This window comes from Oryzomonas rubra (assembly GCF_008369015.1).
Taxonomy (GTDB): Bacteria; Desulfobacterota; Desulfuromonadia; order Geobacterales; family Pseudopelobacteraceae; genus Oryzomonas; species Oryzomonas japonica.
Map to the genome: position 1 here is coordinate 199,532 of NZ_SRSD01000007.1, position 25,449 is coordinate 224,980.

At 47.1% G+C, this 25,449-nt stretch carries 17 protein-coding genes and 2 riboswitches; of the genes, 16 read left to right on the forward strand and 1 reads right to left on the reverse strand.

From position 1 onward, the window contains the following. Positions 1-28 precede the first annotated feature (28 nt). The 12 genes from ET418_RS12665 to ET418_RS12720 all read left to right on the forward strand — a co-directional run bounded on the left by ET418_RS12665 (position 29) and on the right by ET418_RS12720 (position 18,889). Positions 29-1,192: a glycosyltransferase gene (locus ET418_RS12665; RefSeq protein ID WP_149308029.1), complete on the forward strand. Its 1,164-nt coding sequence runs from the start codon at positions 29-31 to the stop codon at positions 1,190-1,192. Further along, complete coding sequence (locus ET418_RS12670) at positions 1,192-2,556, forward strand: phenylacetate--CoA ligase family protein (RefSeq protein WP_149308031.1); 1,365 nt, start codon at positions 1,192-1,194, stop codon at positions 2,554-2,556. The genes ET418_RS12665 and ET418_RS12670 overlap by 1 nt, the downstream gene beginning before the upstream one ends. A gap of 97 nt (positions 2,557-2,653) precedes the next feature. Beyond that, the gene (locus ET418_RS12675) at positions 2,654-3,805 is read left to right on the forward strand and encodes an O-antigen ligase family protein (RefSeq protein ID WP_188055521.1); all 1,152 of its coding nucleotides are present in this window, start codon (positions 2,654-2,656) and stop codon (positions 3,803-3,805) included. Beyond that, a complete protein-coding gene (locus ET418_RS12680; RefSeq protein WP_149308034.1) occupies positions 3,802-4,950 on the forward strand; it encodes a glycosyltransferase family 4 protein in 1,149 nt (382 codons plus the stop codon). Before ET418_RS12675 ends, ET418_RS12680 begins: the two co-directional genes overlap by 4 nt. Further along, positions 4,950-6,779 (forward strand): asparagine synthase (glutamine-hydrolyzing), encoded by a 1,830-nt coding sequence (gene asnB / locus ET418_RS12685; RefSeq protein ID WP_149308036.1) that lies wholly within the window; start codon positions 4,950-4,952, stop codon positions 6,777-6,779. The genes ET418_RS12680 and asnB overlap by 1 nt, the downstream gene beginning before the upstream one ends. Positions 6,780-6,797: 18 nt before the next feature. Then, a complete protein-coding gene (locus ET418_RS12690; protein WP_149308038.1) occupies positions 6,798-7,754 on the forward strand; it encodes a glycosyltransferase in 957 nt (318 codons plus the stop codon). A gap of 4 nt (positions 7,755-7,758) precedes the next feature. After that, positions 7,759-8,865, forward strand: coding sequence for a CapA family protein (locus ET418_RS12695; RefSeq protein WP_149308040.1), 1,107 nt, complete (start codon positions 7,759-7,761; stop codon positions 8,863-8,865). After that, entirely contained in the window at positions 8,865-10,223 is a 1,359-nt protein-coding gene (locus tag ET418_RS12700; protein WP_149308042.1) for a phenylacetate--CoA ligase family protein, read from the forward strand. The genes ET418_RS12695 and ET418_RS12700 overlap by 1 nt, the downstream gene beginning before the upstream one ends. Before the next feature lie 619 nt (positions 10,224-10,842). Then, a complete protein-coding gene (locus ET418_RS12705) occupies positions 10,843-11,970 on the forward strand; it encodes a hypothetical protein (RefSeq protein ID WP_149308044.1) in 1,128 nt (375 codons plus the stop codon). Positions 11,971-12,656: 686 nt separating this feature from the next. Beyond that, a riboswitch (cyclic di-GMP riboswitch) is annotated at positions 12,657-12,733 on the forward strand. Between the two features lie 57 nt (positions 12,734-12,790). After that, the gene (locus ET418_RS12710) at positions 12,791-16,054 is read left to right on the forward strand and encodes an Ig-like domain-containing protein (protein ID WP_149308046.1); all 3,264 of its coding nucleotides are present in this window, start codon (positions 12,791-12,793) and stop codon (positions 16,052-16,054) included. Between the two features lie 132 nt (positions 16,055-16,186). Then, positions 16,187-16,263, forward strand: a riboswitch (cyclic di-GMP riboswitch). Between the two features lie 54 nt (positions 16,264-16,317). After that, complete coding sequence (locus tag ET418_RS12715) at positions 16,318-18,030, forward strand: Ig-like domain-containing protein (RefSeq protein WP_246153055.1); 1,713 nt, start codon at positions 16,318-16,320, stop codon at positions 18,028-18,030. A gap of 94 nt (positions 18,031-18,124) precedes the next feature. After that, complete coding sequence (locus ET418_RS12720) at positions 18,125-18,889, forward strand: hypothetical protein (RefSeq protein ID WP_149308048.1); 765 nt, start codon at positions 18,125-18,127, stop codon at positions 18,887-18,889. Between the two features lie 65 nt (positions 18,890-18,954). Here ET418_RS12720 and ET418_RS12725 read toward each other — a convergent pair whose 3' ends face one another. Continuing rightward, positions 18,955-19,668: a Crp/Fnr family transcriptional regulator gene (locus ET418_RS12725; protein WP_149308050.1), complete on the reverse strand. Its 714-nt coding sequence runs from the start codon at positions 19,666-19,668 to the stop codon at positions 18,955-18,957. A gap of 228 nt (positions 19,669-19,896) precedes the next feature. Here ET418_RS12725 and ET418_RS12730 point away from each other — a divergent pair, with 228 nt between their 5' ends. From ET418_RS12730 to prsR, 4 genes are all read left to right on the forward strand, one after another. Further along, a complete protein-coding gene (locus ET418_RS12730; protein ID WP_149308052.1) occupies positions 19,897-20,295 on the forward strand; it encodes a hypothetical protein in 399 nt (132 codons plus the stop codon). Beyond that, a complete protein-coding gene (locus tag ET418_RS12735) occupies positions 20,292-21,578 on the forward strand; it encodes a nucleotide sugar dehydrogenase (protein ID WP_149308054.1) in 1,287 nt (428 codons plus the stop codon). Before ET418_RS12730 ends, ET418_RS12735 begins: the two co-directional genes overlap by 4 nt. An 86-nt stretch (positions 21,579-21,664) precedes the next feature. After that, a complete protein-coding gene (gene prsK, locus ET418_RS12740; protein WP_188055523.1) occupies positions 21,665-23,746 on the forward strand; it encodes an XrtA/PEP-CTERM system histidine kinase PrsK in 2,082 nt (693 codons plus the stop codon). A 13-nt stretch (positions 23,747-23,759) separates the two neighbouring features. Beyond that, complete coding sequence (prsR, locus tag ET418_RS12745) at positions 23,760-25,160, forward strand: PEP-CTERM-box response regulator transcription factor (protein ID WP_149308058.1); 1,401 nt, start codon at positions 23,760-23,762, stop codon at positions 25,158-25,160. Positions 25,161-25,449 lie beyond the last annotated feature (289 nt).

The window sequence follows — 25,449 nt, forward strand, 5'->3', positions numbered from 1 at the left end:
AGAAATATATGAACTTCTGAATAGGCCTATGGCTCTTAAAATACGCATTGCATATCTAATCGATACCATCAGTTCCGACAAGGCCGGAACAGAGAAACAGTTGCTCAATATCATCGAGCGGCTTGATCGGGATGTATTCGAGATAACACTCGTTTGTCTTCATGAATCTCCATGGATGCTACGGAACCGCTTGCCATGTGAAGTGCTCTCCCTTGGATATAGGGGTTTTCTGAAGCCTGGCTTTCCGGCAGTCATGTGGCGTTATCTGCGAGTCCTGAACTCAAGGCGGTTCGACGTGGTCCAAACCTTTTTCGAGGATTCGATATTCGTCGGTTTCCTGGGAAAGGTATTAAGTCAAAATAAACATTCGTTAATTGTAAGCCGAAGGGATTTGGGGCTAGGTAGCGACGAGCCGGGCTATCATTGGATTTACAAAAGCATAATGCCACTTATATTTGGCTTTATTGACGGCATTGCTACGAATGCTATGGCCATCAAGACCAATTTAATCGAGCAGGAAAAAGCTTCGCCTGAAAAAATTCAGGTGATCGGCAACGGTATTGATGTGCCGGTTTTTTCCCGGAATATTCCATCAATAATTCAGCAGTATCAGTCAGTTATTTGGCTCGGCATTGTCGCAAACCTGAAGCCGGTGAAGAGGATTGATATTTTTTTGCGGGCACTGGCATATATCAAAGACAACGGCAGCGGCGAAAGAGTGAGGGCTGTTGTGCTGGGGGAAGGCCGGTTGAGACCAGAACTGGTTCAACTTGCCTCGGATCTCGGTATCGCCGAACAGGTTCATTTTGCAGGAGCGCTGGACAACGTGAACGATTATCTGCACTGTATTGATATTGCTGTTCTCTGTTCCGACAAGGAGGGCCTTTCCAATGCCATCCTGGAATACATGGCCTGCGGTTTGCCTGTTGTCGTTACAGGCGCAGGAGGGAATGGCGAGTTGGTTGATGAAACGAACGGAGAATGTGTTCCGACAGGAGATCCCGAAGCTCTCGCAAAATCGCTTGTCAAGCTGATTGAAGCGCCTCAGCTTCGAAACAAATTGGGAGCTAACTCTTTGGAAAAAGTACGACAGAATTTTACCTGGGGTAAGATAATACCCCAGTGGGAGAGTTACTATCGCTCCCTGGTTCCCAAACAGGTTCCCGGTAGCGACTTGATCGGAGAAGGGTAATGCTGAAGCATAGAGTGTTTGCGCCGTTACGCAGGAACCTGTGCGAGCCTCTCGATGCCCTGAGGAGCGGAACTCCGCGCCTGCGATATTGGAAGGAATTGGAGCATAGTCAATACCTGCCTGAATCGGAATTGCGCCAGATTCAATGGCGAAAACTTATGGATCTGCTCGATTATGTTTGGGATCACAATAGCTTTCACCGCGAGCGTTTAGAGCGGGCGGGGATAACCCCTGACATGATCCGTACCCCTGCCGATTTTATGAAAATACCAATGATCAGGAAAGAAGATATCCGTAGCAATATAGGAAAAATGATAAGCAGTGGGTATGACTGTGACTCTCTTATGAAATTCAAAACGGGAGGATCAACTGGCAAGGCGCTTGAGATATACATGACTGAAGCATGCAGTGAATTCCGTAACGCATGCGCACGCCGACATGACCGTTGGACCGGATGGGAGCCGGGGGAGCCGGTCGGTGCGGCATGGGGGAACCCGGAATTTCCCCATGATCTTAAAAGTAGGCTCAGAGATTGGTTTCTGTCGCCTGTTATCTACCTTGACACAATGAGTGTTACTGAAAAGTCTGTCAGGGTGTTTGCCACAGAATGGAAACGGGTAAGGCCCACGCTTCTCTATGGGCACGCCCATTCGATTTTTTTACTTGCTGAGTATGTCCGAAAATTGGATTTAACCGGCATCAGTCCAAAGGGCATCCTGTCGACATCTATGATGCTTATGCCCCATGAGCGCAGGACGATAGAAGATGTTTTCGGTATCAAGGTGACTGACCGCTATGGTTGTGAGGAAGTGAGTCTGATTGCTTCGGAGTGTGAAAAACATGAAGGGATGCACCTAAACATCGAACATTTGTTCATAGAGTTCATAAAAGATGACGGTACGCTGGCTGCCCCCGGAGAACCCGGGAAGATCGTGGTAACCGATCTTATGAACCGTGCCATGCCTTTCATTCGCTACCAAGTTGAGGATGTGGGGATTCCGAGTGACAGGGAATGCAGTTGTGGCCGAGGGTTGCCTCTTATGGAACACGTGACAGGGCGAATAGCTGATTTTCTGATAAAAAGAGATGGGACTCGAATCGCCGGGGTGTCTTTGATTGAAAATACATTAACAAAAATACCCGGTATTGAGCAGATGCAAATTATTCAAGAAACAGTGAATATTATCACCATAAACCTGGTCGTCGGCGATGGTTTTGGACAAGATGAGGAAAATGAGCTTGTTACATATTTTCACGGTTTATTCGGCAATGAATCAAAAGTACTTATAAATCGCAAAAAAATTATCGCCACGGAAACAAATGGTAAATACATGTTCAGCATCTGTAGGGTAAAACTGGATTAACATGATTTTTGGTTTCTATACATATCTTTTCTTTACGATGAGCTGGTTTCTTCATCTTTCTGACCGTTATCCTGTTTTGGGTAGCATGCGGATCGACATGGTGTTGATTCTTGTACTCATACTGGCAATTTTTTTCGGCAAAAAAGATGTAAGACTCGTTAAAGAAATCAAGTCTTCTAAAACACATAAAACAATTATTTTGCTGCTTGGATACATTATTGTGACATTACCACTGGTTAAATGGCCAGGGAGTGTAATACATACAGGGCTTGAGAACCTATTAAAAGCGATAGTTTTTTATTATTTTACCATTTATTTTATAACGGATAACCGTAAATTTAAATTATTTATAATTATATTTGTAGGGTGCCAAACAGTTAGAGTTGTTGAACCAGTATATTTGCACCTTACACAAGGTTATTGGGGATCATTCGCAAGTATGGGTACGGGGGGGTGGGATCTTATGGACAGGTTATCGGGGGCTCCACACGATGTGGTGAACCCGAATGGCCTTGCCTTTATAATACTGACAATCATTCCTTTTTATTATTATTTGTCGCAGACATCGAGCATATACAGGTTAGTGTCTATTATAGTAATCCCTCTATCAATATATGCCTTAATGCTGACGGCATCTCGATCTGGAATACTTGGCTTATGTGTCATATTTTTAAGTGTCTTATACAAGAGTAACAACAAGTTAATAATAATTATATTAATTTTTATAGGTGGTTTGATAAGTCTTAACTTTATGAATGCCAATCAAATAGACAGATATGAATCTATTTTTAGTTCCAACACAAAAAACGCAGGGACTTCGGAAGGCAGGATAGAAGGCATAAAAAAGGATTTTTTGGTGGCGTTAAGAAAACCTTTTTTTGGTCATGGATTAGGGACATCCCGTGAGGCTAATGCAAATTTTGGTGGAGAGGATAAACCATCACACAATTTGTACACAGAAGTTGCGCAGGAACTTGGTTTTGTAGGCTTGTTTATTTTCATCGCTTTGATAAAATCAATTATTTTTAACTTCAGAAAAAGTATGCTGATTGTAGAAAATTTATCGATAAAAAATGAATATTTAAAATCAATCGGTTTGTCTTTACAAACTTGGTTTTATATGAATATTCTTTTTAGTTTTGCCAGTTATGGCCTGTCTAGTTATGAATGGTATCTTTTTGCTGGGATGTCAATTGCTTTAAATAACATTTTAATCGATATGCCAGAATATAATGGCCAAGCAATATGATAGAAAATAAGATTAAAATATTACTTGTTGTTCGATGGCCGGTAGGTGGTATCAGGACATATTTGAGATATGTATATAATTGCTTCGACCCAAGCAAGTACACGATTACTCTCATAGCTCCTGATTTGCCGGAGGTTTCTGTCCTGTTAAACGATTTATCTCGTCACGATATTATATTTTTACCATTAGATGAAAACCCATCGAATTATGTTTTTATTAAATTAATACTCAACACTCTCGGAAAGAGTGATTTTGATATCATACATTCACATGGATTAACAGCAGGGCTATGCTCAATTATACCGTCACTATTGCACCATGTTCCGCATTTACTTACTATTCATGATGTCTTTACCAGTAAGCAATTTCAAGGAATTAAAGGCTATGCGAAGAAGGCTCTGATATCAATTGCTATACCTCTAATTGACAAAATACATACGGTCAGTAATGATGCTAAACAAAATTTGTTACACCATGTCTTCACTTCAAAAATATTCAAAAATAAAATAGTAGCAATTATTAATGGAATAGAAATAAGCAGATTCATGAAAGAAGAGGCTATAGATATCAGGTCTGAACTACAGCTTGCAGAAAATTCATTCCTGATAGGCTTTTTTGGTAGATTTATGTCGCAAAAAGGTTTTGTTTATCTTATTGAAGCATTGAGTTTAATTTACTATAAAAATAATTTAAATCGAAAACCTGTCGTACTTACCTTTGGTGAAGGAGCTTTTATAAGAGAAGAAAAGTCATTTGTTAAAGAAAAAGGTTTGAGAGATGTGGTCTTTTTTTTACCTTTTACACCTAATATTGCACCAGTTTTGAAAAGTGTAGATTTAGTTGTCATGCCTTCTTTATGGGAAGCATGTGGTCTTTTGGCCATGGAAGCTATGGTTGCCGGGGTGCCTCTTATAGGAACAAATTGTATTGGTCTACGAGAGGTTCTTGAAGGGTCTCCATGCGAAATGATACCTATTAAAGACAGCAAGACCCTAGCGACAGAAATTGAACGAGAAATGTCATGCCCAACAAAACCAGCAGCAAAACATTACAGTATTGAAGCGGCCCGACGTTTTGATGTTTCGATACATAGCAAAAAAATAGAATCGCTAATTTTGAGTTTGATTGATGTAAGGAGAGTTTAATGTGCGGTATTGTTGGAAAATATTTTTTTCATAAACATTCCTTTAATGCCAACGATCTATCAAAAATGATGGAGGCAATCTATCATCGTGGCCCAGATTCTTCAGGTGTTTTCCTGGATGAGAGAGTAGCTCTTGGATTTAGGCGTTTGAGTATTATTGATACCGCTTCAGGGCATCAACCCCTTTTTAATGAAACTAATGATATCGTACTTATGGCAAACGGTGAAATATATAATTATAAGGATTTAACTTCTATTCTACTAGCTAAAGGTCATTTGTTCAAAACCAAGAGTGATTGCGAGGTCATTATCCACCTTTATGAGGAATATGGTTCACGTTTTGTAGAAAAATTGAATGGTATGTTTTCATTCTGTTTATACGATCAGAAAAAACAGTTATTGATGATTGCTCGTGATAGAGTCGGTATAAAGCCGATGTATTTCTATAAAGATTCAGATGTAATAATCTTTGGCTCAGAAATTAAAGGAATACTTGCAGCGAATGAAGTTAATGCCATTGAAGAAGATAACATTTTAGGAGAATATCTTTGCTTTCGTTATCTCGCAAATAGAAGAACTTTCTTTGCCGGGATAAAATCCCTCGACCCGGGTACCTACATTGAACTCTCACCAGGGGGCTATAGATTTGTCACTTTTGGTAGCACATTGCCACCTAAACAAGATTATGAAGAAATAGATTTGTTGGATAAGCTGGAAAATTATATTTATGGCGCTGTTGAAAGGCAGATGATGACTGATGTCCCTCTCGGAACGCAATTGAGCGGGGGGGTTGATTCTAGTCTGGTGAGTGCATTGGCAGGTAAATTAATTCCAGGACTGAAGACCTTCACAGTCGGTTTTCATGAAGCAAAATACGATGAGACACCATTTGCAAAACTTCTGGCAGAAACGTCGGGTTTTGAATATCATGAGATTAAGATAGATAATAGGACGTTTTCAGACGTTTTACCAAAGGTTATCTGGTTTCACGATGAGCCCCTCTGCCATGCAAACTCCGTTCAAATGTATCTTTTGTGCAGATATGCAAGGGAGCATGTTAAGGTAATGTTAACGGGTGAAGGAGCAGATGAATTGTTTGCCGGTTATCCCCGATATATGATTTCGCGGATTGGTGAACTTTACAACAAGTGTGGTGCCTTGGCAAAACCATTTAAAGTCCTCTTAAATGCTATCCCAATAAGAAAAGCAAAAAAAATTGCGGATAACCTCGGCCTCAGTGACCCGGAGCTTATTCTCTGGAACGCTGCTTTTGTGAAAAAGGATAAGGCTGAATATCTCCTGGATATAGAAAATATCAATCTCTCAGCAAGGACTGATTTGCTCGAAAAGTCTTGGGATCAGGATCTATGCCTTTTTGACAACCTACTCTCGTTTGAGCGGAAATCCTATTTGCAGCCTATTCTCATGCGTCAGGATAAAATGAGCATGGCTGCATCGATAGAATCGCGGGTTCCAATATTGGACAATGAAATGGTGAAACTTTCTGACAGCATTCCCTATCATTACAAGATTAGAAAATTTACCCCAAAATATATCTTTAAAAAGGTTGCCGCTAGGCATATTCCCAAGCAGATTGTCTATAAAAAAAAGGTGGGATTTGGAGTACCCATTGATGATTGGTTAAGAGACAAGAGGGGACTTGGAAAGTATCTAGATATGTTACTGGACATGTCTGATGATATAAATTGTATAAATACGACAAAGCTCGAAAGAATAATTATGGAGCACAGAAACAACAATATTAACCATGGTGATGTTCTTTGGCCAATGGTGAATTATGTAATATGGAAAGACAAATTTATTCGTTAGGATCACCTGTAACTCATTATGAAAAAAGCTATTTGGATCACTTGGGAGAATCAAATAAGAAATAAATCAATGGCCTCATTGATGGACGCTGATCTGTACATATTCGCACATAAGGGGAACCGTTTGAAAAGATATGTACATTGCAGCTATGACACTATTCGAACTATATATTTCGATAATCCTGCTGTTGTTTTCGCCCAAAACCCGTCGATATTTTTAAATTATCTTCTCATTCTTATCCGCCCTATCTTCAAATTTAAGCTTGTGAGTGATGCCCATTTTGGGGGGGTCATTGACTTCATTGGCAGTTCTGTCTTTCAGCGTGCACTGGATAGGTGCAACAAATCAGTGGATGCAGTGATTGTCACAAACAAGGCCCATGCTGATCATATTCACTCAATAGGAGGGAATGTCTTCGTATGTGAGGACCCGCTTCCTAATTTGGAATGTTACAATAATCACGTAGAAGAGATCGAGAAGATGGTCTTATTCATATGTTCGTTCGATATCGATGAGCCATATGATTTGGCCCTTGATGCTGCTAGTAGCCTCATTGAGGATGGCTTTATGTTATACGTTACAGGGAATTATAAAAAAGTAAATATCAAGCCTGGTAATTATCCACATGTGCGTTTTCTCGGCTTTGTGCCGGAACACGAATTCTACGAAAAACTCTTTCAGTGTAGTATTGTGCTAGACTTAACAAATCATGAAAATTGTCTAGTATGCGGTGCATACGAAGCAATGTCAGCTGTAAAGCCGCTTGTTACGTCTGATCGTAAATGCCTTAAAGAGTATTTTAAATCTGGAACTGTGTTTACACGGCATGAAAAAGCATGTTTGGTTGAAGCCGTAAAAACAGCATACGCAAATAAGGAAACGCTGAAAGAAGAAATACGCAATTGGAAATCACTAATAATAAAAGAACATAAATTAAAGGGTGAGGCTATACGTTCATACTTGGGGCTGACATAGGATTATGGTGAAATATAAGAAAACACTGAAATGTTATTTCGTAGGTGATATCGCTCTGGGAGATCATCCCAAATCCGTTGGTTTCGGTTTCTACTCAAAATACAAACAGGGGATACCACTTGAAAAGGCAGAAACACTTTTTCCAACTGGAATTAAGGCTGACGTCATCTTTGGCAATCTTGAGTTCAATATTGGCGAGGTAAGTTTGTCAGGCACCGATTTTAGCCATATAAATTGTAGAGGAATACGGCAGTATGGAGAATTTTTGAAGGCGGCAGGGTTTAATATCTTAAATATTGCCAACAATCATATCTTTCAGTATGGACGGGCAGAATTCGACAAAACAGTGAAACTTCTTTCTAGTAATAATATATTGATTGCGGGATTGAAAGATGACAAAGATGCTAAAAATAAAATTCAAATCGACGATCAGTCGATAGTATTTCTGGCTTGGTCGGCACGTCCTCGGCAAGGTTTTAATTGCGAACCGCCTTACAAAGAATTCAAAGAAGATGAGTGTTATAGAGAAATTGAGAATGCTAAATCAATTGCCGATATAATTTGTGTTTCACTACACTGGGGTGAGGAATTTATCGAAATTCCTAGTGGTGATGAGAGACGCATAGCGAGGTCGATGATAGATAAGGGGGCAACTATAGTTTTAGGCCATCATCCTCATGTGGTTAGGGAGGTTGAAGAGTATAATGGTGGCTTGATCGCATACAGCCTTGGAAACTTTATATGCGATATGACTTGGAATAAACTGACAGCCAAAACAGGCCTTCTTTCTGTTGATTTCGAGGACGGTCGAATAAGGGGTTGGGAATGGATTCCAGGAAAAATTGCTGAAGATTTCTTCCCGCGATATTGCAACTCACCGGATTCAGTCACTGGCGACAGTTATTTTGCCAAGTCTCGTAGGCTGAAGGATAAGATGTCGAGTACTTCTTATGGTGAGTTAGCTAAGAAGGCTTTGAGCCATCATAGAAGACTTACTTTGTTTCATATGCTAAAAAATATTCATAGATATGATCGCAGTATTCTTTCTGAAATAATCTGCAACGCATTAAAATCGAGATTTATTAAATTTATCGCAAGGAGCGATAATTAATGTCAATATATCCATTTTTGTGTGAAAAAATACTTATGCCTGCGGCTGACATAGCCACCAGAAACAAGACGATGAAATGCTACGATTTCTATAAACAAAGTCAGTGGTGGGGACGCCAGGATTTAAAAAAATATCAGGATCAGAGACTGCTTGAAACAATTCAGATCGCTTACAATGAAGTTCCGTTTTATAAAGAGTTGTATGATGAGTCTGGTGTTGATATTAGGAACATTACAAGAACAGAAGATTTAACTCTTCTGCCCATTGTTTCTAAAGACCAATTACGAAATAACTACCCTGATAAATGTGTCAGAGATTCTGGTCATTCGTGGAGCGAATTTTGTACTAGTGGTTCGTCAGGCAGCCCTTTTGCTGTTAGAGTGGATTCCAATACTATGAGCCAAGCACGAGCCTTGATGCTCTTGAGAGCAAATTATTCTGGTTGGGAAATTGGAAATCCATTCCTCCAGACGGGAATGACTCTCCACAGGGGGATTGTTAAAAAGGTGAAAGATCTTCTTATGCGGGTCGAATATGTTTCCGCATTTAATTTGTCTGATAGAATACTTGATAACTATCTTCAATTGATTGAAGATAAAAGAATAAACTATGTAATGGGCTATGCAGGCAGCCTGTTCTGTCTCGCTGAAAGAGCGGAGCAAAAGGGCTTCAACCGTGAAATGAAGGGACTTGTCTCGTGGGGTGACAATCTTTACAAACATTATCGAACTAAAATAGAAAAAGTTTTTCACTGTGGGGTTACGGATACCTACGGTTGTGGTGAAGGCATCCAGATTGCAGCACAGTGTGGCATGAACGATAATGCCTACCATATATTCATGCCCCATGTTGCGCTTGAAATAGTGGATGATGACGGTTTTCCCGTTAAGTCGGGTGAGTTAGGAAATGTCTTGCTAACTCGTTTGGATGCGGGGGCCATGCCACTTATACGTTATAAGGTCGGAGATATCGGCCGGAAGAGCTCCGCCGAAACTTGTTGCTGCGGTAGGGGGCTTGAGATGCTCACAAAAATTGAAGGGCGTGACACGGATGTTGTCCTTACCCCTAATGGTAACAGGTTGATTGTTCATTTTTTTACCGGCATATTTGAATATTATCAGTCGATCGATACATTTAGAATCATTCAGGATAAGCTTGGAGAGATAACGGTTCAAATTGTTCCTCGATCTAATTTCAACTCTGAAATCTCGGAAAGATTAATAAAGGAAATAAAAAACAAAGGAGACTCAGATTTACAAATAAATCTAGAATTCGTTGAAGAGATACCTTTGGAAAAATCAAATAAAAGACGATTTGTCGTATCAAAATTAGCAAAAGGCATAGAAACAACTTTATAAAATGTGGTGCTCAGGTTTTTGTTGGGCTACCTGAGTGGTGAAAGGCGTTTCTTAAGTTTTGTTTTGATTCCTGGTCTTAGGTCACAACCCTCAGTTTATCTAGTCCTTGCTAATGACATTCACCCGTCGTCAGCTTGCCAAGAGGGGGATGCTTTCTCTGTTTATCCTCGGTTCGTACAGGGGGCCTCCTAAAGCTACCTTGGTCTTGATTTCTGCACTGAGATGTAGCCCCTGGCGTATTGACCCCCCCCCTTCCAAAATGGATCTCACGAATTGATTTGATTCATTGCCCACCCTGTTTAAAAAATGCGCTTCCACATCAAAATTCAAAAAAAAGTGATATGAGTCACAAACAAATTTTATGGATTTGACGATAGTATATTCATATAATAAAAGTGATTAGGGGATTATTCCCAAAGGGGAAAGCCAATGCATTATTGTGGCATAAAATAGCGGGTTGTGTACACATGCAGCTTTTAGAATAACCCGCCAGGGTAAGAAGTTTCTTCAAAAGTCTTTCACTAAGGGGAAATTTGCTTTTGCAAAAGAACGTTAGAAAGGGCAAAACAATTTAATTAACTCGTTAATAAATAGATGCTTAAGAAGGAGAAACCTTATTATGAAACAAAATATTTTAATAAAAATCACACAACTTGCAATCTTTTTTGTTGTGATGGTGCCGTTTGCAGTTTTTGCTACCCCATCTATAACTTCGGTCGCCGGCACCGTGGTCGATAGGCAATCAGTGACGGTCAACGGCACCTCATTCGGAACCAAATCCCCTGTAGCGCCTTATTTTTGGGATACTGTTGATAATCAATCTTCCTATAGTGGTCTATCAAATGGGGCTACTGTTCCAGCTGGGCCCAGCTACCCTTGGCTCTCTAACAATGGCATTACTCATGGTAATCCGGTGACCATAAATAAATCTGCACCGCTTAGAGGACCCAGGACTGCTAATTACTTATCAGGCAAGGCAGGTAGTGGGGCAACTTCTAATGCATCAGGAATGACATTAGGATACCCTTCGGCAACCCATGTCGATAGCAACCATACATATGTAACTTATTGGTTATATAAAAATTATTCTGATTCTACAGTTACTGCCAGCAACAAATTCATGAGGATGAATAGTAGTTCAGCGTGGCCAGGGATATATGAGGCATCTTGGACAACAAATGTAGGGTGTTACGTTTATGATGTGAACACCTCTAGCTATATATCCGGGACAACAAACGCAGGGGCTGGAAATGTTCATTTTTGGCCTAGTTGGCCTGCACAGAGCACATGGGGGCGCATGGAGACCATAGTGGATAGCACTACTCCAGCATTCACTACAGGGCTTGTCGGGGGCGGATACGTCACACTTACTTCTTCTGGTGGAATGAGTGCCAACCTTGGGTATGTAGATGGTATCGGGTGGGATGTTGATCAGGCCGTAACCGGTGGTGTTTATTGGGGGGAGGTATATATTGATACCACCTGGGCGAGAGTTGAAATTTGTGATTCGTCCACTAAAGCTGCAAGTAGTCACTGTGAGATACAAATTCCTCAAACAACATGGAACGATAGTCAATTGCAGATACAAGTTAACCAAGGCTCATTTGCAAATGGCTCAACGGCATATCTATTTGTAGTGGATGCTAATAATGTCGCAAGTCCTGGAAAACAGATAACTTTCGGAAGTGGCGGCGGTGTCACCGTTACACCGGTGCAGAACCTTAAGGTTAATAGTGTAACGCCCTAGAGAACTGGCTTTTTTACTGACAGATTGCTGGCAAGCCTTCAGACTTTGACAGCTATTGTATGGCTCAAAAGTGCCAAATGATCCTTCAAAAACTGATCAGAAGAACATTGGCCACTTTCTCCGTTTTGAGTATAAAGGTGCAAAACTAATATAATTTTAGCGGTACACGATAATACTCAACCATTCACGAGAATGGGTCGGAAAGCCTACAAGGTCTCCCAGAGACAGCCGGGTCGCCGATATACCATCAGGTATACGGGACCCGGCTTTTCTTTTGGGGGAAAGTAACGACAGCCGGTTTGTGGGAAATCACAGCGTGGTTTTTTTCTGGTTTTGGGTTCCCCTGTCTGTTAAATAGCTGGTGCTATGAAACGGGGGGGAAGTTCATGGTGCAGGTCATTAAAATAGGGAAATGGATCGTTTTTGTCCCGCATCTCTTCTTTACTCTTTGTTTGTTCAAGCACTCCTTTGAAGTGGACCTCAGCCGGGGTCAGATAACTGCGTGACTGCTCCCCCGCGAGCCGTAAAATCTCTCCTTGCAACAAATCTTGTTCTCCCAATCCACATGTTATTCATCTCTTTTGTGAGCCCGGTCACACATCCGCCGAAGACTTCCTTGATTTTGTGAGACCGGTCACACCTTTACTTGGGGCTTTCTGCGATAAAGGAACTACATAAAGAAGGGTACACGATAATACTAAACCATCCGCGAGGATGGGACGGAAAGCCTACAGGGTCTCATTGAGACAGCCGGGTCGCCGAAATACCAAAAGGTATATTGGCCCCGGCTTTTTTATTGGCAAGAACAGGAGAACGTAAAATGAGAACTGCTACACGGAAGAACACAGGAAATGGCTGGATTGGTGAGTCCCGATTGTTTTTGGTCAATCTACTCACGATGGTTTTACTCGTAGCGACCCATGCTACCTGTTTTGCCTCCAGTATAGTTCTCCAGTGGGATGCCGATACGGATCCAAACGTTACCGGCTACAAGGTCTATTACCAGGCTGATTCCGCCACCCAACCCTTTCAGGGTACCGGTGCCACCCAGGGTGCGGCCCCTCTCGATGTCCAGAGCCTGACCACCGCCACCATTACAGGACTGGACCCAGCCCATGCCTACTACTTTGCCGTGGCCGCCTATAACGCCTCCGGTGTTGAAAGCTCTTACTCGAATATCGCCAGTATCCCCGAATTGACCCCCCCGACCGTGTCCCTCAGCTCTCCGATCACAAGTACGACGGTAAGCGGCACGGTTTCGGTCAATGCCAGCGCCAGCGATAACGTTGGGGTAACGAAGGTGGAGTTCTACGTGAACGGTGTTCTTAAGGCCACGGACACCGCGACCCCCTATGTGTATTCCTGGAATACCGCGGGGCTTGCCTCCGGCAACTACACGCTGCAGGCCAAGGCCTATGATGCCGCCGGCAACGTGGGACAATCCGGTGTTGTCTCGGTAACGGTTGCGGGCAGCGACACGACGGCCCCGACGGTATCGGTGACGTCACCGGCCACGGGTGCCGTAGTGAGCGGGACAGTAACCATCGCTGCCACTGCCAGTGATAATGTGGGAGTGAGCAGTGTTGAATTTTATGAGAATGGCGCCCTGCTGTATGCCGCCAATACCGCCCCGTACAGCTACAGTTGGAATACCACCTCCATTGCCAACGGCAGCTATACCCTTTCCGCCAAGGCTTATGATGCCAGCGGCAACATCGGACAATCATCGAACGTTTCCGTAACGGTCAATAACGTGGTTGCCGATACGACCGCCCCGACGGTTTCATCCTTCAGTATACCTGCGACGGCCACCTCGTTGACGGTAGCGATCTCCTCCTTCACGGCCAGCGACAACGTTGGCGTGGCCGGCTATCTGGTAACGGAAAGCTCGACCGCGCCGTCGGCCAGCGCCAGCGGGTGGAGCAGTACGGCTCCGACCTCGTTCACCTTCTCGGCTGCCGGCAGCAAAACCGCCTATGCCTGGGCCAAGGACGCGGCGGGCAACGTCTCGGCAGCCAAGAACGGCAGCGTGACCATCACCCTGCCGGATACGACCGCCCCGACCGTTTCAATAACAGCGCCTGCCGCCGGTGTTACCGTTGGCGGTACGGTATCAGTCACTGCCAGCGCCTCTGACAACGTAGGCGTAAGCAAGGTGGAGTTCTACGCCAACAATGTACTGCAATCCAGCAGCAGTGCGGCACCTTACAGTTTCAGCTGGAACACAGCCTCCGTCGCCAACGGCTCCTACTCTCTCTCAGCCAAGGCCTACGACGCCGCCGGTAACGTCGGCCAGTCCGCCAACATACTTGTTACGGTGAACAATGCGGCAACGTCGTCTGCCGGCACCCTTACCGCTGTTTTCGGTAATGCAAGCGGTTCCAATTATCCCAATACCGTCGAGGACACGTTTCTCAATATCAACACTGATGTCAACGCCGCAAACGTGGCGCTGAATACCTACACATGGCCGGCAAATACCCCAGCCAATGCCATCCTGATGAAGTGGGATGTCTCCGCCTTGCCGGCCAATGCCCAGATCCAGAGCGCCACACTCAATCTTAATTTGATTAGCAGCGGCGGAGATACGTCGTACCAAATACCGGTATCTGAGATAATTAATAAACAACCAGTCATCGCCAAAAGCACCGGATACACCTATGACGGTACGAACCCCTGGACAGCCAGCAGTGTGCCTTACGGCGGTGTCCCCTTGGCGCAGTCCGATATCGCTCCTGCGGCTGATGCCCCTCTTATCGATCAAACGAATGGTTATAAGAGCTGGAATGTGACAAGCATTGTCAAAGACTGGGTTGCCAATCCGGGCAACAACATGGGGCTGCTGCTGAATTCATCAAGCCTGGCCACCTCGGACAGTAGCCGCACATTTGCTTCCAGCGAAGCGGTTGACGCAACCCAAAGGCCACAACTTGTCGTAACCTATACTCTATCGTCCGATACCACCGCGCCGACGGTCGGCACCTTCACGATGCCGGCCACGGCCACCTCCCAGACGGTAGCGATCGCTTCCTTCACGGCCAGCGACAACGTGGGCGTGACCGGGTATCTGGTCACCGAAAGCGCCACTGCACCTTCGGCCTCAGCCACCGGCTGGAGTGCCAGCGCGCCGACCTCGTTCACCTTCTCGGCCGCGGGCAGCAAGACCGCCTACGCTTGGGCCAAGGATGCCGCCGGCAACGTCTCGGCCGCCAAGAGCAGCAGCGTCGCCATCACCCTGCCCGATACCACACCGCCGACGGTCGGCACCTTCACGATGCCGACGACGGCCACCTCGTTGACGGTAGCGATTTCCTCCTTCACGGCCAGCGACAACGTGGGCGTGACCGGGTATCTGGTCACCGAAAGCGCCACTGCACCTTCGGCCTCAGCCACCGGCTGGAGTGCCAACGCCCCCACCTCGTTCACCTTCTCGGCCGCGGGCAGCAAGACCGCCTACGCTTGGGCCATGGATGTCGCGGGCAACGTCTCGGCCGCCAAGAGCAGCAGTGTCACCATCACCCTGCCCGATACCACCGCGCCGACGGTCGGCACCTTCACGATGCCTGCGACGGCCACCTCGTTGACGGTAGCGATCTCCTCCTTCACGGCCAGCGACAACGTTGGCGTGACCGGGTACCTGGTAACCGAAAGCGCCACAGCACCTTCGGCCTCAGCCACCGGCTGGAGTGCCAGCGCGCCGACCTCGTTCACCTTCTCGGCCGCGGGCAGCACGACCGCCTACGCTTGGGCCATGGATGCCGCGGGCAACGTCTCGGCCGCCAAGAGTAGCAGCGTCGCCATCACTCTGCCCGATACCACGCCGCCGACGGTAACCATCAGCTCACCCGTCAGCGGGTCAAAGGTAGGATCAAAGGTAACAATAAAGGCTTCTGCTTCAGATAACGTAGCGGTTACCAATATGCAGCTTTACATAGACAACGTGCTGAAAGTGACATCGAGCAGCAGCACCATAAATTGGACCTGGAATACCTCCTCGTATTCCAGAGGATCCCATGTGATTCTGGTCAAGGCTTATGACGCAGCCAATAATTCTGGCTCACAGTCTATAACCGTGACGAAATAGAAATGGTTTAAAAGGTGGATATGTGGGCACGGGAAATGTTCTGTGCCCACGGAGTAAACGCCTTGTTTTTGTGACCCCAATCACATACTTATTTGTGACGTTCTGCGATAAAGGGACTACATAAAGAAGGGTACACGATAATACTAAACCATCCGCAAGGATGGGACGGAAAGCCTACAGGGTCTCATCGAGACAGCCGGGTCGCCGAAATACCAAAAGGTATATTGGCCCCGGCTTTTTTATTGGCAAAAACAGGAGAAAAAATGAGAACTGCTACACGGAAGAACACAGGAAATAACCGGATTGATGGGTCACGATTGCTTTTGGTCAATCTGCTCACGATGGTTTTTCTCGTAGCGGTCCATGCTACCTGTTTTGCCTCCAGTATAGTTCTCCAGTGGGATGCCGATACGGATCCGAGCGTTACCGGCTACAAGGTCTATTACCAGGCGGATTCCGCCACCCAGCCCTTTCAGGGAACCGGTGCCACCCAGGGCGCGGCCCCTCTCGATGTCCAGAGCCTGACCACCGCCACCATTACAGGACTGGACCCAGCCCATGCCTACTACTTTGCCGTGGCCGCCTATAACGCCTCCGGTGTCGAAAGCTCCTACTCGAATATCGCCACTGTCCCGGAATTGACCCCTCCGACCGTGTCCCTCAGCTCTCCGACCGCAAGTACGACGGTAAGCGGCACGGTTTCGGTCAATGCCAGCGCCAGCGATAACGTTGGGGTAACGAAGGTGGAGTTCTACGTGAACGGTGTTCTTAAGGCCACGGACACCGCGACCCCCTACGTGTATTCCTGGAATACTGCGGGGCTTGCCCCCGGCAGCTACACGCTACAGGCCAAGGCCTATGATGCCGCCGGCAACGTGGGGCAATCCGGTGTTGTCTCGGTAACGGTTGCGGGCAGCGACACGACGGCCCCGACGGTATCGGTGACGTCACCGGCCGCGGGTGCCGTGGTGAGCGGGACAGTAACCATCGCTGCCACTGCCAGTGATAACGTGGGAGTGAGCAGGGTTGAATTTTATGAGAATGGTGCCCTGCTGTATGCCGCCAATACCGCCCCGTACAGCTACAGTTGGAATACCACCTCCATTGCCAACGGCAGCTATACCCTTTCCGCCAAGGCTTATGATGCCAGCGGCAACATCGGACAATCATCGAACGTTTCCGTAACGGTCAATAACGTGGTTGCCGATACGACCGCCCCGACGGTTTCATCCTTCAGTATACCTGCGACGGCCACCTCGTTGACGGTAGCGATCTCCTCCTTCACGGCCAGCGACAACGTTGGCGTGGCCGGCTATCTGGTAACGGAAAGCTCGACCGCGCCGTCGGCCAGCGCCAGCGGGTGGAGCAGTACGGCTCCGACCTCGTTCACCTTCTCGGCTGCCGGCAGCAAAACCGCCTATGCCTGGGCCAAGGACGCGGCGGGCAACGTCTCGGCAGCCAAGAACGGCAGCGTGACCATCACCCTGCCGGATACGACCGCCCCGACCGTTTCAGCCTTCAGTATCCCCACGACAGCCACTTCGTTGGCGGTCGCCATATCTTCCTTTACGGCCAGCGACAACGTAGCGGTGACCGGCTATCTGGTAACGGAAAGCTCGACCGCGCCGTCGGCCAGCGCCAGCGGGTGGAGCAGTACGGCTCCGACCTCGTTCACCTTCTCGGCCGCCGGCAGCAAAACCGCCTACGCCTGGGCCAAGGACGCCGCGGGCAACGTCTCGGCCGCCAAGAGCGCCAGCGTTACGATCACTCTGCCGACCACGACAAAAACCTTTACCGTCAGTGACGCTTTATTGGCACTTAAAATAGCCGTGGGAAATGTCACACCGACCTCTACCCAAATATCGAGCCTGGACGTTGCTCCTGTGATCAACGGCCAGTCAGTTCCTGATGGCAAGATTGACACCGGTGACGTAGTCGTCATCATGTCAAAGATAGTTGGAAAAACCATCTTGTAAAAACTGAAGTTTCTTGTAAAACTTTATAATAGCTCTTTGAAGGTGACTTTGAATTAAGTCACCTTCAATTTTATGGGAATGAGGGAGATTCGTTATGCGGGTATTTAAAATAATGTCTGTTTTGATGACAATTCCGATAATGGTTATTTCGGGGTGTGGCGGTGGGGGGAGTGGCGGGGGAAGCGGCGGGACAACCGATACAACAGCTCCCACGGTTACCGGTTTTTCGATGCCTTCTTCAGCTACCTCTCTGACAGTATCGGTTTTAAGTTTTACGGCAACCGATAATGTCGGAGTAGCCGGGTACACGATCACCGAGAGTGCAACTCCACCTGCTGCCAGCGCTTCCGGGTGGAGCAGCACCGCCCCGACCTCGTTCACTTTCACTGCCGCTGGCAGCAAGACCGCCTACGCCTGGGCAAAGGATGCATCGGGTAATATATCAAACAGTCTGATTGCTTCAGTCACGATTACTCAACAGTCAACTTTAACAACAAGTATCAGCGGAATTCCAGCAAATGCCTATTCTATTAAAGTAGTATTAGATTTTACTAAAGCATCAGGTTACGACTTTACAGGATATATTGATTCAAGTGGTCCTGTAAATTCTTCTTATATTACTGCGTTAACTTCTTCAGGTATCGCTGACGCACATTATGACAGCGTAAATAAAAAATTGACATTAGGTGTTGTCAGTTCCAATGCTATAAGTGATGGTAATATTATGAGTGTGCAATTCCAAGCTGTTCCAGGATTTGACGCCACCCAAATCACTTCAACTGTTACAGAGATAAAAAACGGATCGGGCGTCTCATTGTCCATTACTGGGGCAACAACCGTTTCAGAAACGGTTCAGTAATAGGATGTTTGATCGCAAAAAAGCTAAATGTCTCAATAAATATATTATTATAATTAATTTAGATATTAATTTGCTGCCATTGTCTTAATGCGAAAGGTTTTTGTCAATAATATTGATTTGTTCTCTAAAGTTTGAATGATCGAATCTTTTTCCAACTTATTCAAAATCCTCGTTACCGTCTCCCGTGCGACTGACGCATAACTGGCAATCTGCTGGTGCGTCAGTTTTGCATTGATGATGGTCCCCCTGTCGTCCATAACCCCGTACAAATCCTGCAATCTTTCAAGCACCGCCAGCACCCTGTGTTCGGCATTGTCGAAACTCAATATCTTGATCATCGCCCAGGAATCGCGGAGCCGGTCGCACAGCAGACCTATTATCCTGTGGCGGGTTGCATCGTTATTGAGAACGAAACGCTCAAAGTCTGATTTGGAAAGAAGCCCGATGTCCGCATCTTCGTAGGCAATAACGGTGGCTGGAGATGTCTTGCCGTCGAGTAGGGCCATTTCGCCGAAAAAGTCGTTCTTCTTGTGGATGCTGATGATCTGCTCTTTGCCCTCTTCATTGATCTTGACGACCCGCACCTTGCCGGAATAAACAAAATACATATAATTTGCTGTGTCTTCTTCAAGAAGCACTATCTGGTTTTTCGCATAGTGTTTCTTGACAATAAGGCTTTCGATCAGGCTGATCTCTGCTGTGGAAAGCCCTGAGAAGAAAGGAATATTCTTGATTATGTTGTTGTCCGGTTTCTGCCGTTGATTTGCTTTCCAGATCATTGAGGGACCTCGCTTATGGTCTCGGAGATCAGTATGTAAATCACATTTCGGGGACTATAGGTTCTTGCCGTTCATGTTGGAACCTTTTTATGTTTCCACCCCTTCTTTCATAACTTAAAAAGGGAAAGAGTTGATTGATTAAGCGCTTAATTAAGTGAATTTAAAGATAATATGTTTCAATAGTATCATTTTTCCATCGTTTGGCAACTGTTCTGTGAATCCTATCTGTTGAAATTAACGAAGAGTTCTGTATTATACCGTCCACGCTGGCTTGCTGTCATTCCTCTCGTAGTACTACTGCCGCTGGCTACGTATAGCCACGGTCGTTCCCTGATTCCGCTTTCCATGGGAGCCTTCATTATATTTGGTTCATTTATGGGCGTCCGTCTCGGTCCGGGGAAAGCCTACAAGCGTGTAAAAGGGCAGCCCCGTGATCAGGTGCAGCGGATTGTTGACATGATATCTCATCCTGTTATTATTTCAGGGAATTTCAACATGCCAACCGACAGTGCAATCTTTCTCGACGTTTGGGGAAAATATGCCGATGCCTTTTCGGTGGCAGGCTTTGGTTATGGTTTAACCCAAAGAGCTATTCTACTTTTCAGAAAAGGATGTCGAAAAAAATGACACGCGATCGCATCATTTCCGTTGTGGGCCTCGGTTACGTTGGACTGCCGGTGGCGGTGGCCTTCGGCAAGGTACGGAAGACTGTTGGTTTCGACATCAATCCGGTCCGCATTCGGGAGCTCCGGCAGGGCTATGACCGGACCGGCGAAATTCCGCGCGACGATCTGCAGACGGCAGATATTCTCTTTACCGATGCCATTGGGGATCTCGCCACGGCAGATTTTCATATTGTTGCCGTGCCAACGCCGGTGGATGACGCCAACCAGCCGGATATCACGCTGCTTTACAAGGCTTCGGAAACGGTTGGAAAGGCGCTGAAGCGCGGCGACATCGTTGTTTATGAATCGACGGTGTATCCCGGCGTGACCGAGGATGAGTGCGTGCCGGTTCTGGAGCGGGCTTCGGGACTTCGCTGCGGGGTTGATTTCACTGTGGGCTACAGCCCCGAGCGCATCAATCCGGGAGACAAGGAACACACGTTCACGAAGATAAAGAAGATCGTCTCAGGGCAGGATGCCGATACGCTTGAGACTGTCGCAAATGTGTACGGATCGGTTGTGACGGCGGGGGTTCACCGGGCCACCTCCATCAAGGTTGCGGAAGCGGCCAAGGTCATCGAAAATACCCAGCGCGATCTTAATATAGCTTTGATGAACGAACTGGCGCTCATCTTCGACCGCATGGGGATAGACACCAGCGATGTCCTGGAGGCGGCCGGAACCAAATGGAACTTTTTGAAGTTCAGGCCGGGACTGGTTGGCGGGCACTGTATCGGCGTCGATCCATACTACCTGACCCACATGGCGGAAAAGATCGGTTATATTCCCCAGGTAATCCTGTCGGGACGCAGGATCAACGATGGCATGGGGAAATTCATCGCCCAACGGGCGGTGAAAGAGATTATCCACGCCGGCCACAGTGTTTTGGGGAGCGTGGTAACTGTTTTAGGGCTCACATTCAAAGAGGATTGCCCGGACCTGCGCAACTCCAAGGTGATCGACATCATCAGAGAACTACAGGATTACGGGGTCAGCATCCAGGTCTGCGATCCACTTGCCGATGCCGGTGAAGCGACCCATGAGTACGCCCTCCAGTTGACAGCCCCGGAAGATCTCAAGCCGGCCGTCGCAGTTGTGGCGGCAGTGGCCCACAAACAGTACCGGCAATGGTCGGCAGGGGACTTGTGCCGGCTCATGGGCGAGAACCCGGTGCTCATCGATGTAAAGGGAATGTATGATCACCGGACAATGACGGCAGCAGGAATTAGAGTCTGGAGACTGTAGAATGATTGTTGGGGGGAGGGCGGCACACGGCTGCTGCCCCCTCCCTGTGATCCCGGTGACCTTGATATGGGACAGACATGGTTCATATGAGTGATGTAATCATTTCCATAGCAGCAATCATTACATTGCTGGCCGGCGGAGGGTATGCTCTTTATAGTGACCGCTCCCGCGCCGGCCTGTTTCTCTTTGCCGCTCTGACCGCCACCGCCCTGCTGGAACTGTTCGACATGCTGTCACTTGCCGTACCGGCAGATGCCTTTTTCTGGAAAAAGTGTGCATTGATGGCCGAATCCCTCCTGCCCCTATTCTGGATCCTATGCAGTCTCACGTTTGCCCGTCAGCCTGGTCCCCGGAAGACCGGCCTCATGGCCAAGGTGGCCATCGCTGCTGCATTTCTGTTCTCGGCACTATTCCAAATGTACCCCCTGAATGCATTTTTTTACGCCCCTGATTTCCCGGGCGAACGACTTCTCTTTCTTGGCAATGCCGGTTTTTTCTTTTATATCGGCGTGATGACCTGTTTGGTGGTTGCACTTGTCAATTTTGAAACCACACTCACCAATGCCTCTCCCAATGCCCTCTGGAGGGTCAAGTTTGAACTCATTGGGCTTGGCACCATACTGGCTGTGCAGATATTCTATTTCAGCCAGGCTTTGCTTTACCGATCACTGAATATGAATTACCTGCCGCTACGCTCCCTCATGTATTTGGCTGCTGCGGCACTGATGGCCTATTCGCTCGTGTGCCGTCGTGGTAATGTCCGCATCCAGGTTTCCCGACAGGTCGCCTTCAAATCCGTTGTCCTGTGTGCCGTGGGGGTCTATCTGGTCGCGCTCGGCATTTTGGGTGAAGGGATGAAATATTTGGGGGGCACTTTCCCTCGCACGATGTCCATCACCCTCGCATTTCTGGCCGGGATAGCCCTCCTGATCCTGCTTCTCTCCGAGAGGGTCAAGCGGGAGGTCAAAGTCGTACTGCACAAAAATTTTTACCAGAACAAATATGACTACAGGACCCAGTGGCTCCGCTTTACCGAACAGCTTTCCACCTCCAGGTCGGGCGAAGAACTCCTACAGCGGATACTTGCAGCCTACTGCGACATCTTCGGGATCGGGGGGGGCGCCCTGTTTCTTTACGAAGAAGAACCGTCAGGATACTGCGCAACGGCATATTATGAAATGGATCCTATTCCCGGAGTTATCAGCCCGGATAGTTCACTTGTTGGGTTCATGAAAAATCGTGGCTGGGTTATCAATGTGAAGGATGGCAATCTGGATGGTGACGGTGGAAAATATCCTTTTTTAGAGCGAAATTGCATTTCCTTTATCATACCGCTCTTCGACGTTGAGCGACTCATTGGGTTCATCACCTTGGGCCGGGTAATCAAAGAAAATGAAGAATATATTTACGAAGACTACGATTTGATGAAAACCATTGCCCGTCAGGCTTCCCAAGCCATACTGCATCAGCGACTTTCTGACGAGATCGCGCAGGCGCGCGAGATGGAGGCTATCGGCAATGTTGCCACATTCGTTGTGCATGATCTGAAAAACCTTGTGGCAACCCTTTCGCTTATCGTCGACAATGCGACCAAGTACATGCAAAACCCTGATTTTCAGAAGGATATGCTGACATCATTGAACAATACGGCAGAAAAAATGCGGATTTTGATCGGCAGGTTGAAGAACCTGGGAGACAAAAGCCTGTTGAACCTGCAGACTGTCGATCTTATGGAGTTGGTTGACAGGACCGCTCACATGGTGGCGGGCGAAAAAATCACGGTGTCGGGAACCACCGAAATGGTTACAGCAGATGGCGAAGAAGTTCAGAAGGTCGTCATGAATCTGCTTATTAACGCTGTGGAAGCGTCAGATCCGGAACAGCCGATACATGCCGAGATAGGCAATAATGGGGGAGCGGCCTTTATCCGGATTGCCGATCAGGGGTGCGGGATGTCGGATCATTATATGCGCACAAAATTGTTCAAGCCATTTAAGACAACCAAGAAGCAGGGGCTTGGCATTGGCCTGTATCAATGTCGCAAAATAGTTGAGAACCACGGTGGAAGGATCGAGGTCAGCAGCCTGGAAGGTAGCGGCTCGGTTTTTACGGTGTGGTTTCCTGCTGGTACAGAAATAAGACCGGGAACTTTTGTTGATTCCGTGTAAAGAGGAATAACGTATGGAAAACATCCTGATCGTCGATGATAACCCGGATATCCGCCAGCAGCTTAAGTGGGGATTAGGTGAGGAGTACGAAATACTGTTGGCCGGTGATGCTTCTCAAGGCCTTGCCGCCTTCAAAAAGCACCAGCCGAATGTCGTGATCCTCGACCTGGGACTTCCCCCGCACGAGGATTCCTCTGTGGAAGGTTTTCGCTGTTTGGCCGAGATGCTCGACCATAATCCGAACGCCAAAATAATCATGCTTACCGGCAATAGCGAACGGGAAAACGCTTTGCAAGCCATCCAGATGGGGGCCTATGATTTTTACCCCAAACCGCCGGTCCTCAGTGAACTCAAAGTAATTATCGGGCGCGCCCTTCACCTGTCCAACATCGAAGAACAGAATCGCGCCCTGCAGCGTTCTCTTGAGCAAAAAACGACGGTTGCCGGCGGAATAATCGGCCAATGCGCTGAGATGCAGATGGTGTACGCTACGATTAGAAAGGTTGCGTCGTCCGATGTGCCTGTTTTGATAACAGGGGGAAGCGGTACGGGAAAGGAGTTGGTTGCGCGCGCAATTCAGGAAGCGAGTCTTCGCAAGAATGGCCCATTCATCCCAATCAACTGTGGGGCGATTCCGGAAAACCTTCTGGAGTCAGAGTTCTTCGGGCATGAGAAAGGAGCGTTCACCGGTGCCCATGCCACGGTCCAGGGGAAGCTCCAATATGCCCATAAAGGAACGTTATTTCTGGATGAAATTGGTGAACTTCCGGTCAACCTCCAGGTTAAGCTGCTTCGCTTTCTTCAGGAAGGGACCATTCAGCGGGTTGGCGGCAGAGAGGATATCCGGGTGGATACTCGAACGATTTGTGCCACCAATGTGGATATCGCCAAAGCCATCAACGAAGGCAAGTTCAGGGAAGATCTGTACTACCGGATAGGTGTCATCACGATTGCCTTGCCTCCGCTTCGGGAACGGGGGGACGACATCCTCCTGCTTGCCCATTATTATCTGAGACTGTTCAATGACGAACACAAAAAAAGGGTACGCCGCTTTGGCGCGGCCGCCATAAACTTTCTCAAGAGCTATGAATGGCCCGGAAATGTGCGTGAACTGAGAAACCGTATCCAACGGGCCGTCATTATGAGCGATTTCACATCCATCGAGCCGGCTGATCTCGGTTGCAGCAGCCATTTGCCGGTCCAGCCCGAAGAGCCACGAGATGTCATGTCTCTCAGGGATGCCCGGGACAAGGCCGAGCGGGAGGTCATCTCGGCGGCGATTGAACGTCAACAGGGGAACATCATGAAAGCGGCCGAGGAATTGGAGATCAGCCGGCCGACGCTGTATGATTTGTTGAAAAAGCATAATTTCTTTGATGGAAGTCGAAAAGGGGACGTGGGGTTAAGCGAATAGTGGCTGCTGCGCGCGATGCGGTAGGGGAGTGGCGCCGTTCTGGCCATTCGGATCATGGGGGAGCTTTTCTGGCGCTCATTTCTCATCCGCCACATTATCGACGCGCATTTTTCCAATGTCCCCTCTTGCCATATCTGTCATATACCGTTTTACAGTGCTTTAGTCGCGCCACGCTTTTGAAACCATCCTCAACCACTACACCCTCCGTTTGTGCCCCAGACGTCCCGCATCGCGGAATTGACATTCACAGGTATCCCTCAAAATAATCAGGATCTTTGTGGAAGCTCTC

Coding starts and splice junctions, on each gene's coding strand:
- ET418_RS12665 (WP_149308029.1), top strand. CDS start 29: ATGGCTCTTAAAATACGCATTGCATATCTAATCGATACCATCAGTTCC.
- ET418_RS12670 (WP_149308031.1), top strand. CDS start 1,192: ATGCTGAAGCATAGAGTGTTTGCGCCGTTACGCAGGAACCTGTGCGAG.
- ET418_RS12675 (WP_188055521.1), top strand. CDS start 2,654: ATGGTGTTGATTCTTGTACTCATACTGGCAATTTTTTTCGGCAAAAAA.
- ET418_RS12680 (WP_149308034.1), top strand. CDS start 3,802: ATGATAGAAAATAAGATTAAAATATTACTTGTTGTTCGATGGCCGGTA.
- asnB (WP_149308036.1), top strand. CDS start 4,950: ATGTGCGGTATTGTTGGAAAATATTTTTTTCATAAACATTCCTTTAAT.
- ET418_RS12690 (WP_149308038.1), top strand. CDS start 6,798: ATGAAAAAAGCTATTTGGATCACTTGGGAGAATCAAATAAGAAATAAA.
- ET418_RS12695 (WP_149308040.1), top strand. CDS start 7,759: ATGGTGAAATATAAGAAAACACTGAAATGTTATTTCGTAGGTGATATC.
- ET418_RS12700 (WP_149308042.1), top strand. CDS start 8,865: ATGTCAATATATCCATTTTTGTGTGAAAAAATACTTATGCCTGCGGCT.
- ET418_RS12705 (WP_149308044.1), top strand. CDS start 10,843: ATGAAACAAAATATTTTAATAAAAATCACACAACTTGCAATCTTTTTT.
- ET418_RS12710 (WP_149308046.1), top strand. CDS start 12,791: ATGAGAACTGCTACACGGAAGAACACAGGAAATGGCTGGATTGGTGAG.
- ET418_RS12715 (WP_246153055.1), top strand. CDS start 16,318: ATGAGAACTGCTACACGGAAGAACACAGGAAATAACCGGATTGATGGG.
- ET418_RS12720 (WP_149308048.1), top strand. CDS start 18,125: ATGCGGGTATTTAAAATAATGTCTGTTTTGATGACAATTCCGATAATG.
- ET418_RS12725 (WP_149308050.1), bottom strand. CDS start 19,668: ATGATCTGGAAAGCAAATCAACGGCAGAAACCGGACAACAACATAATC.
- ET418_RS12735 (WP_149308054.1), top strand. CDS start 20,292: ATGACACGCGATCGCATCATTTCCGTTGTGGGCCTCGGTTACGTTGGA.
- prsK (WP_188055523.1), top strand. CDS start 21,665: ATGAGTGATGTAATCATTTCCATAGCAGCAATCATTACATTGCTGGCC.
- prsR (WP_149308058.1), top strand. CDS start 23,760: ATGGAAAACATCCTGATCGTCGATGATAACCCGGATATCCGCCAGCAG.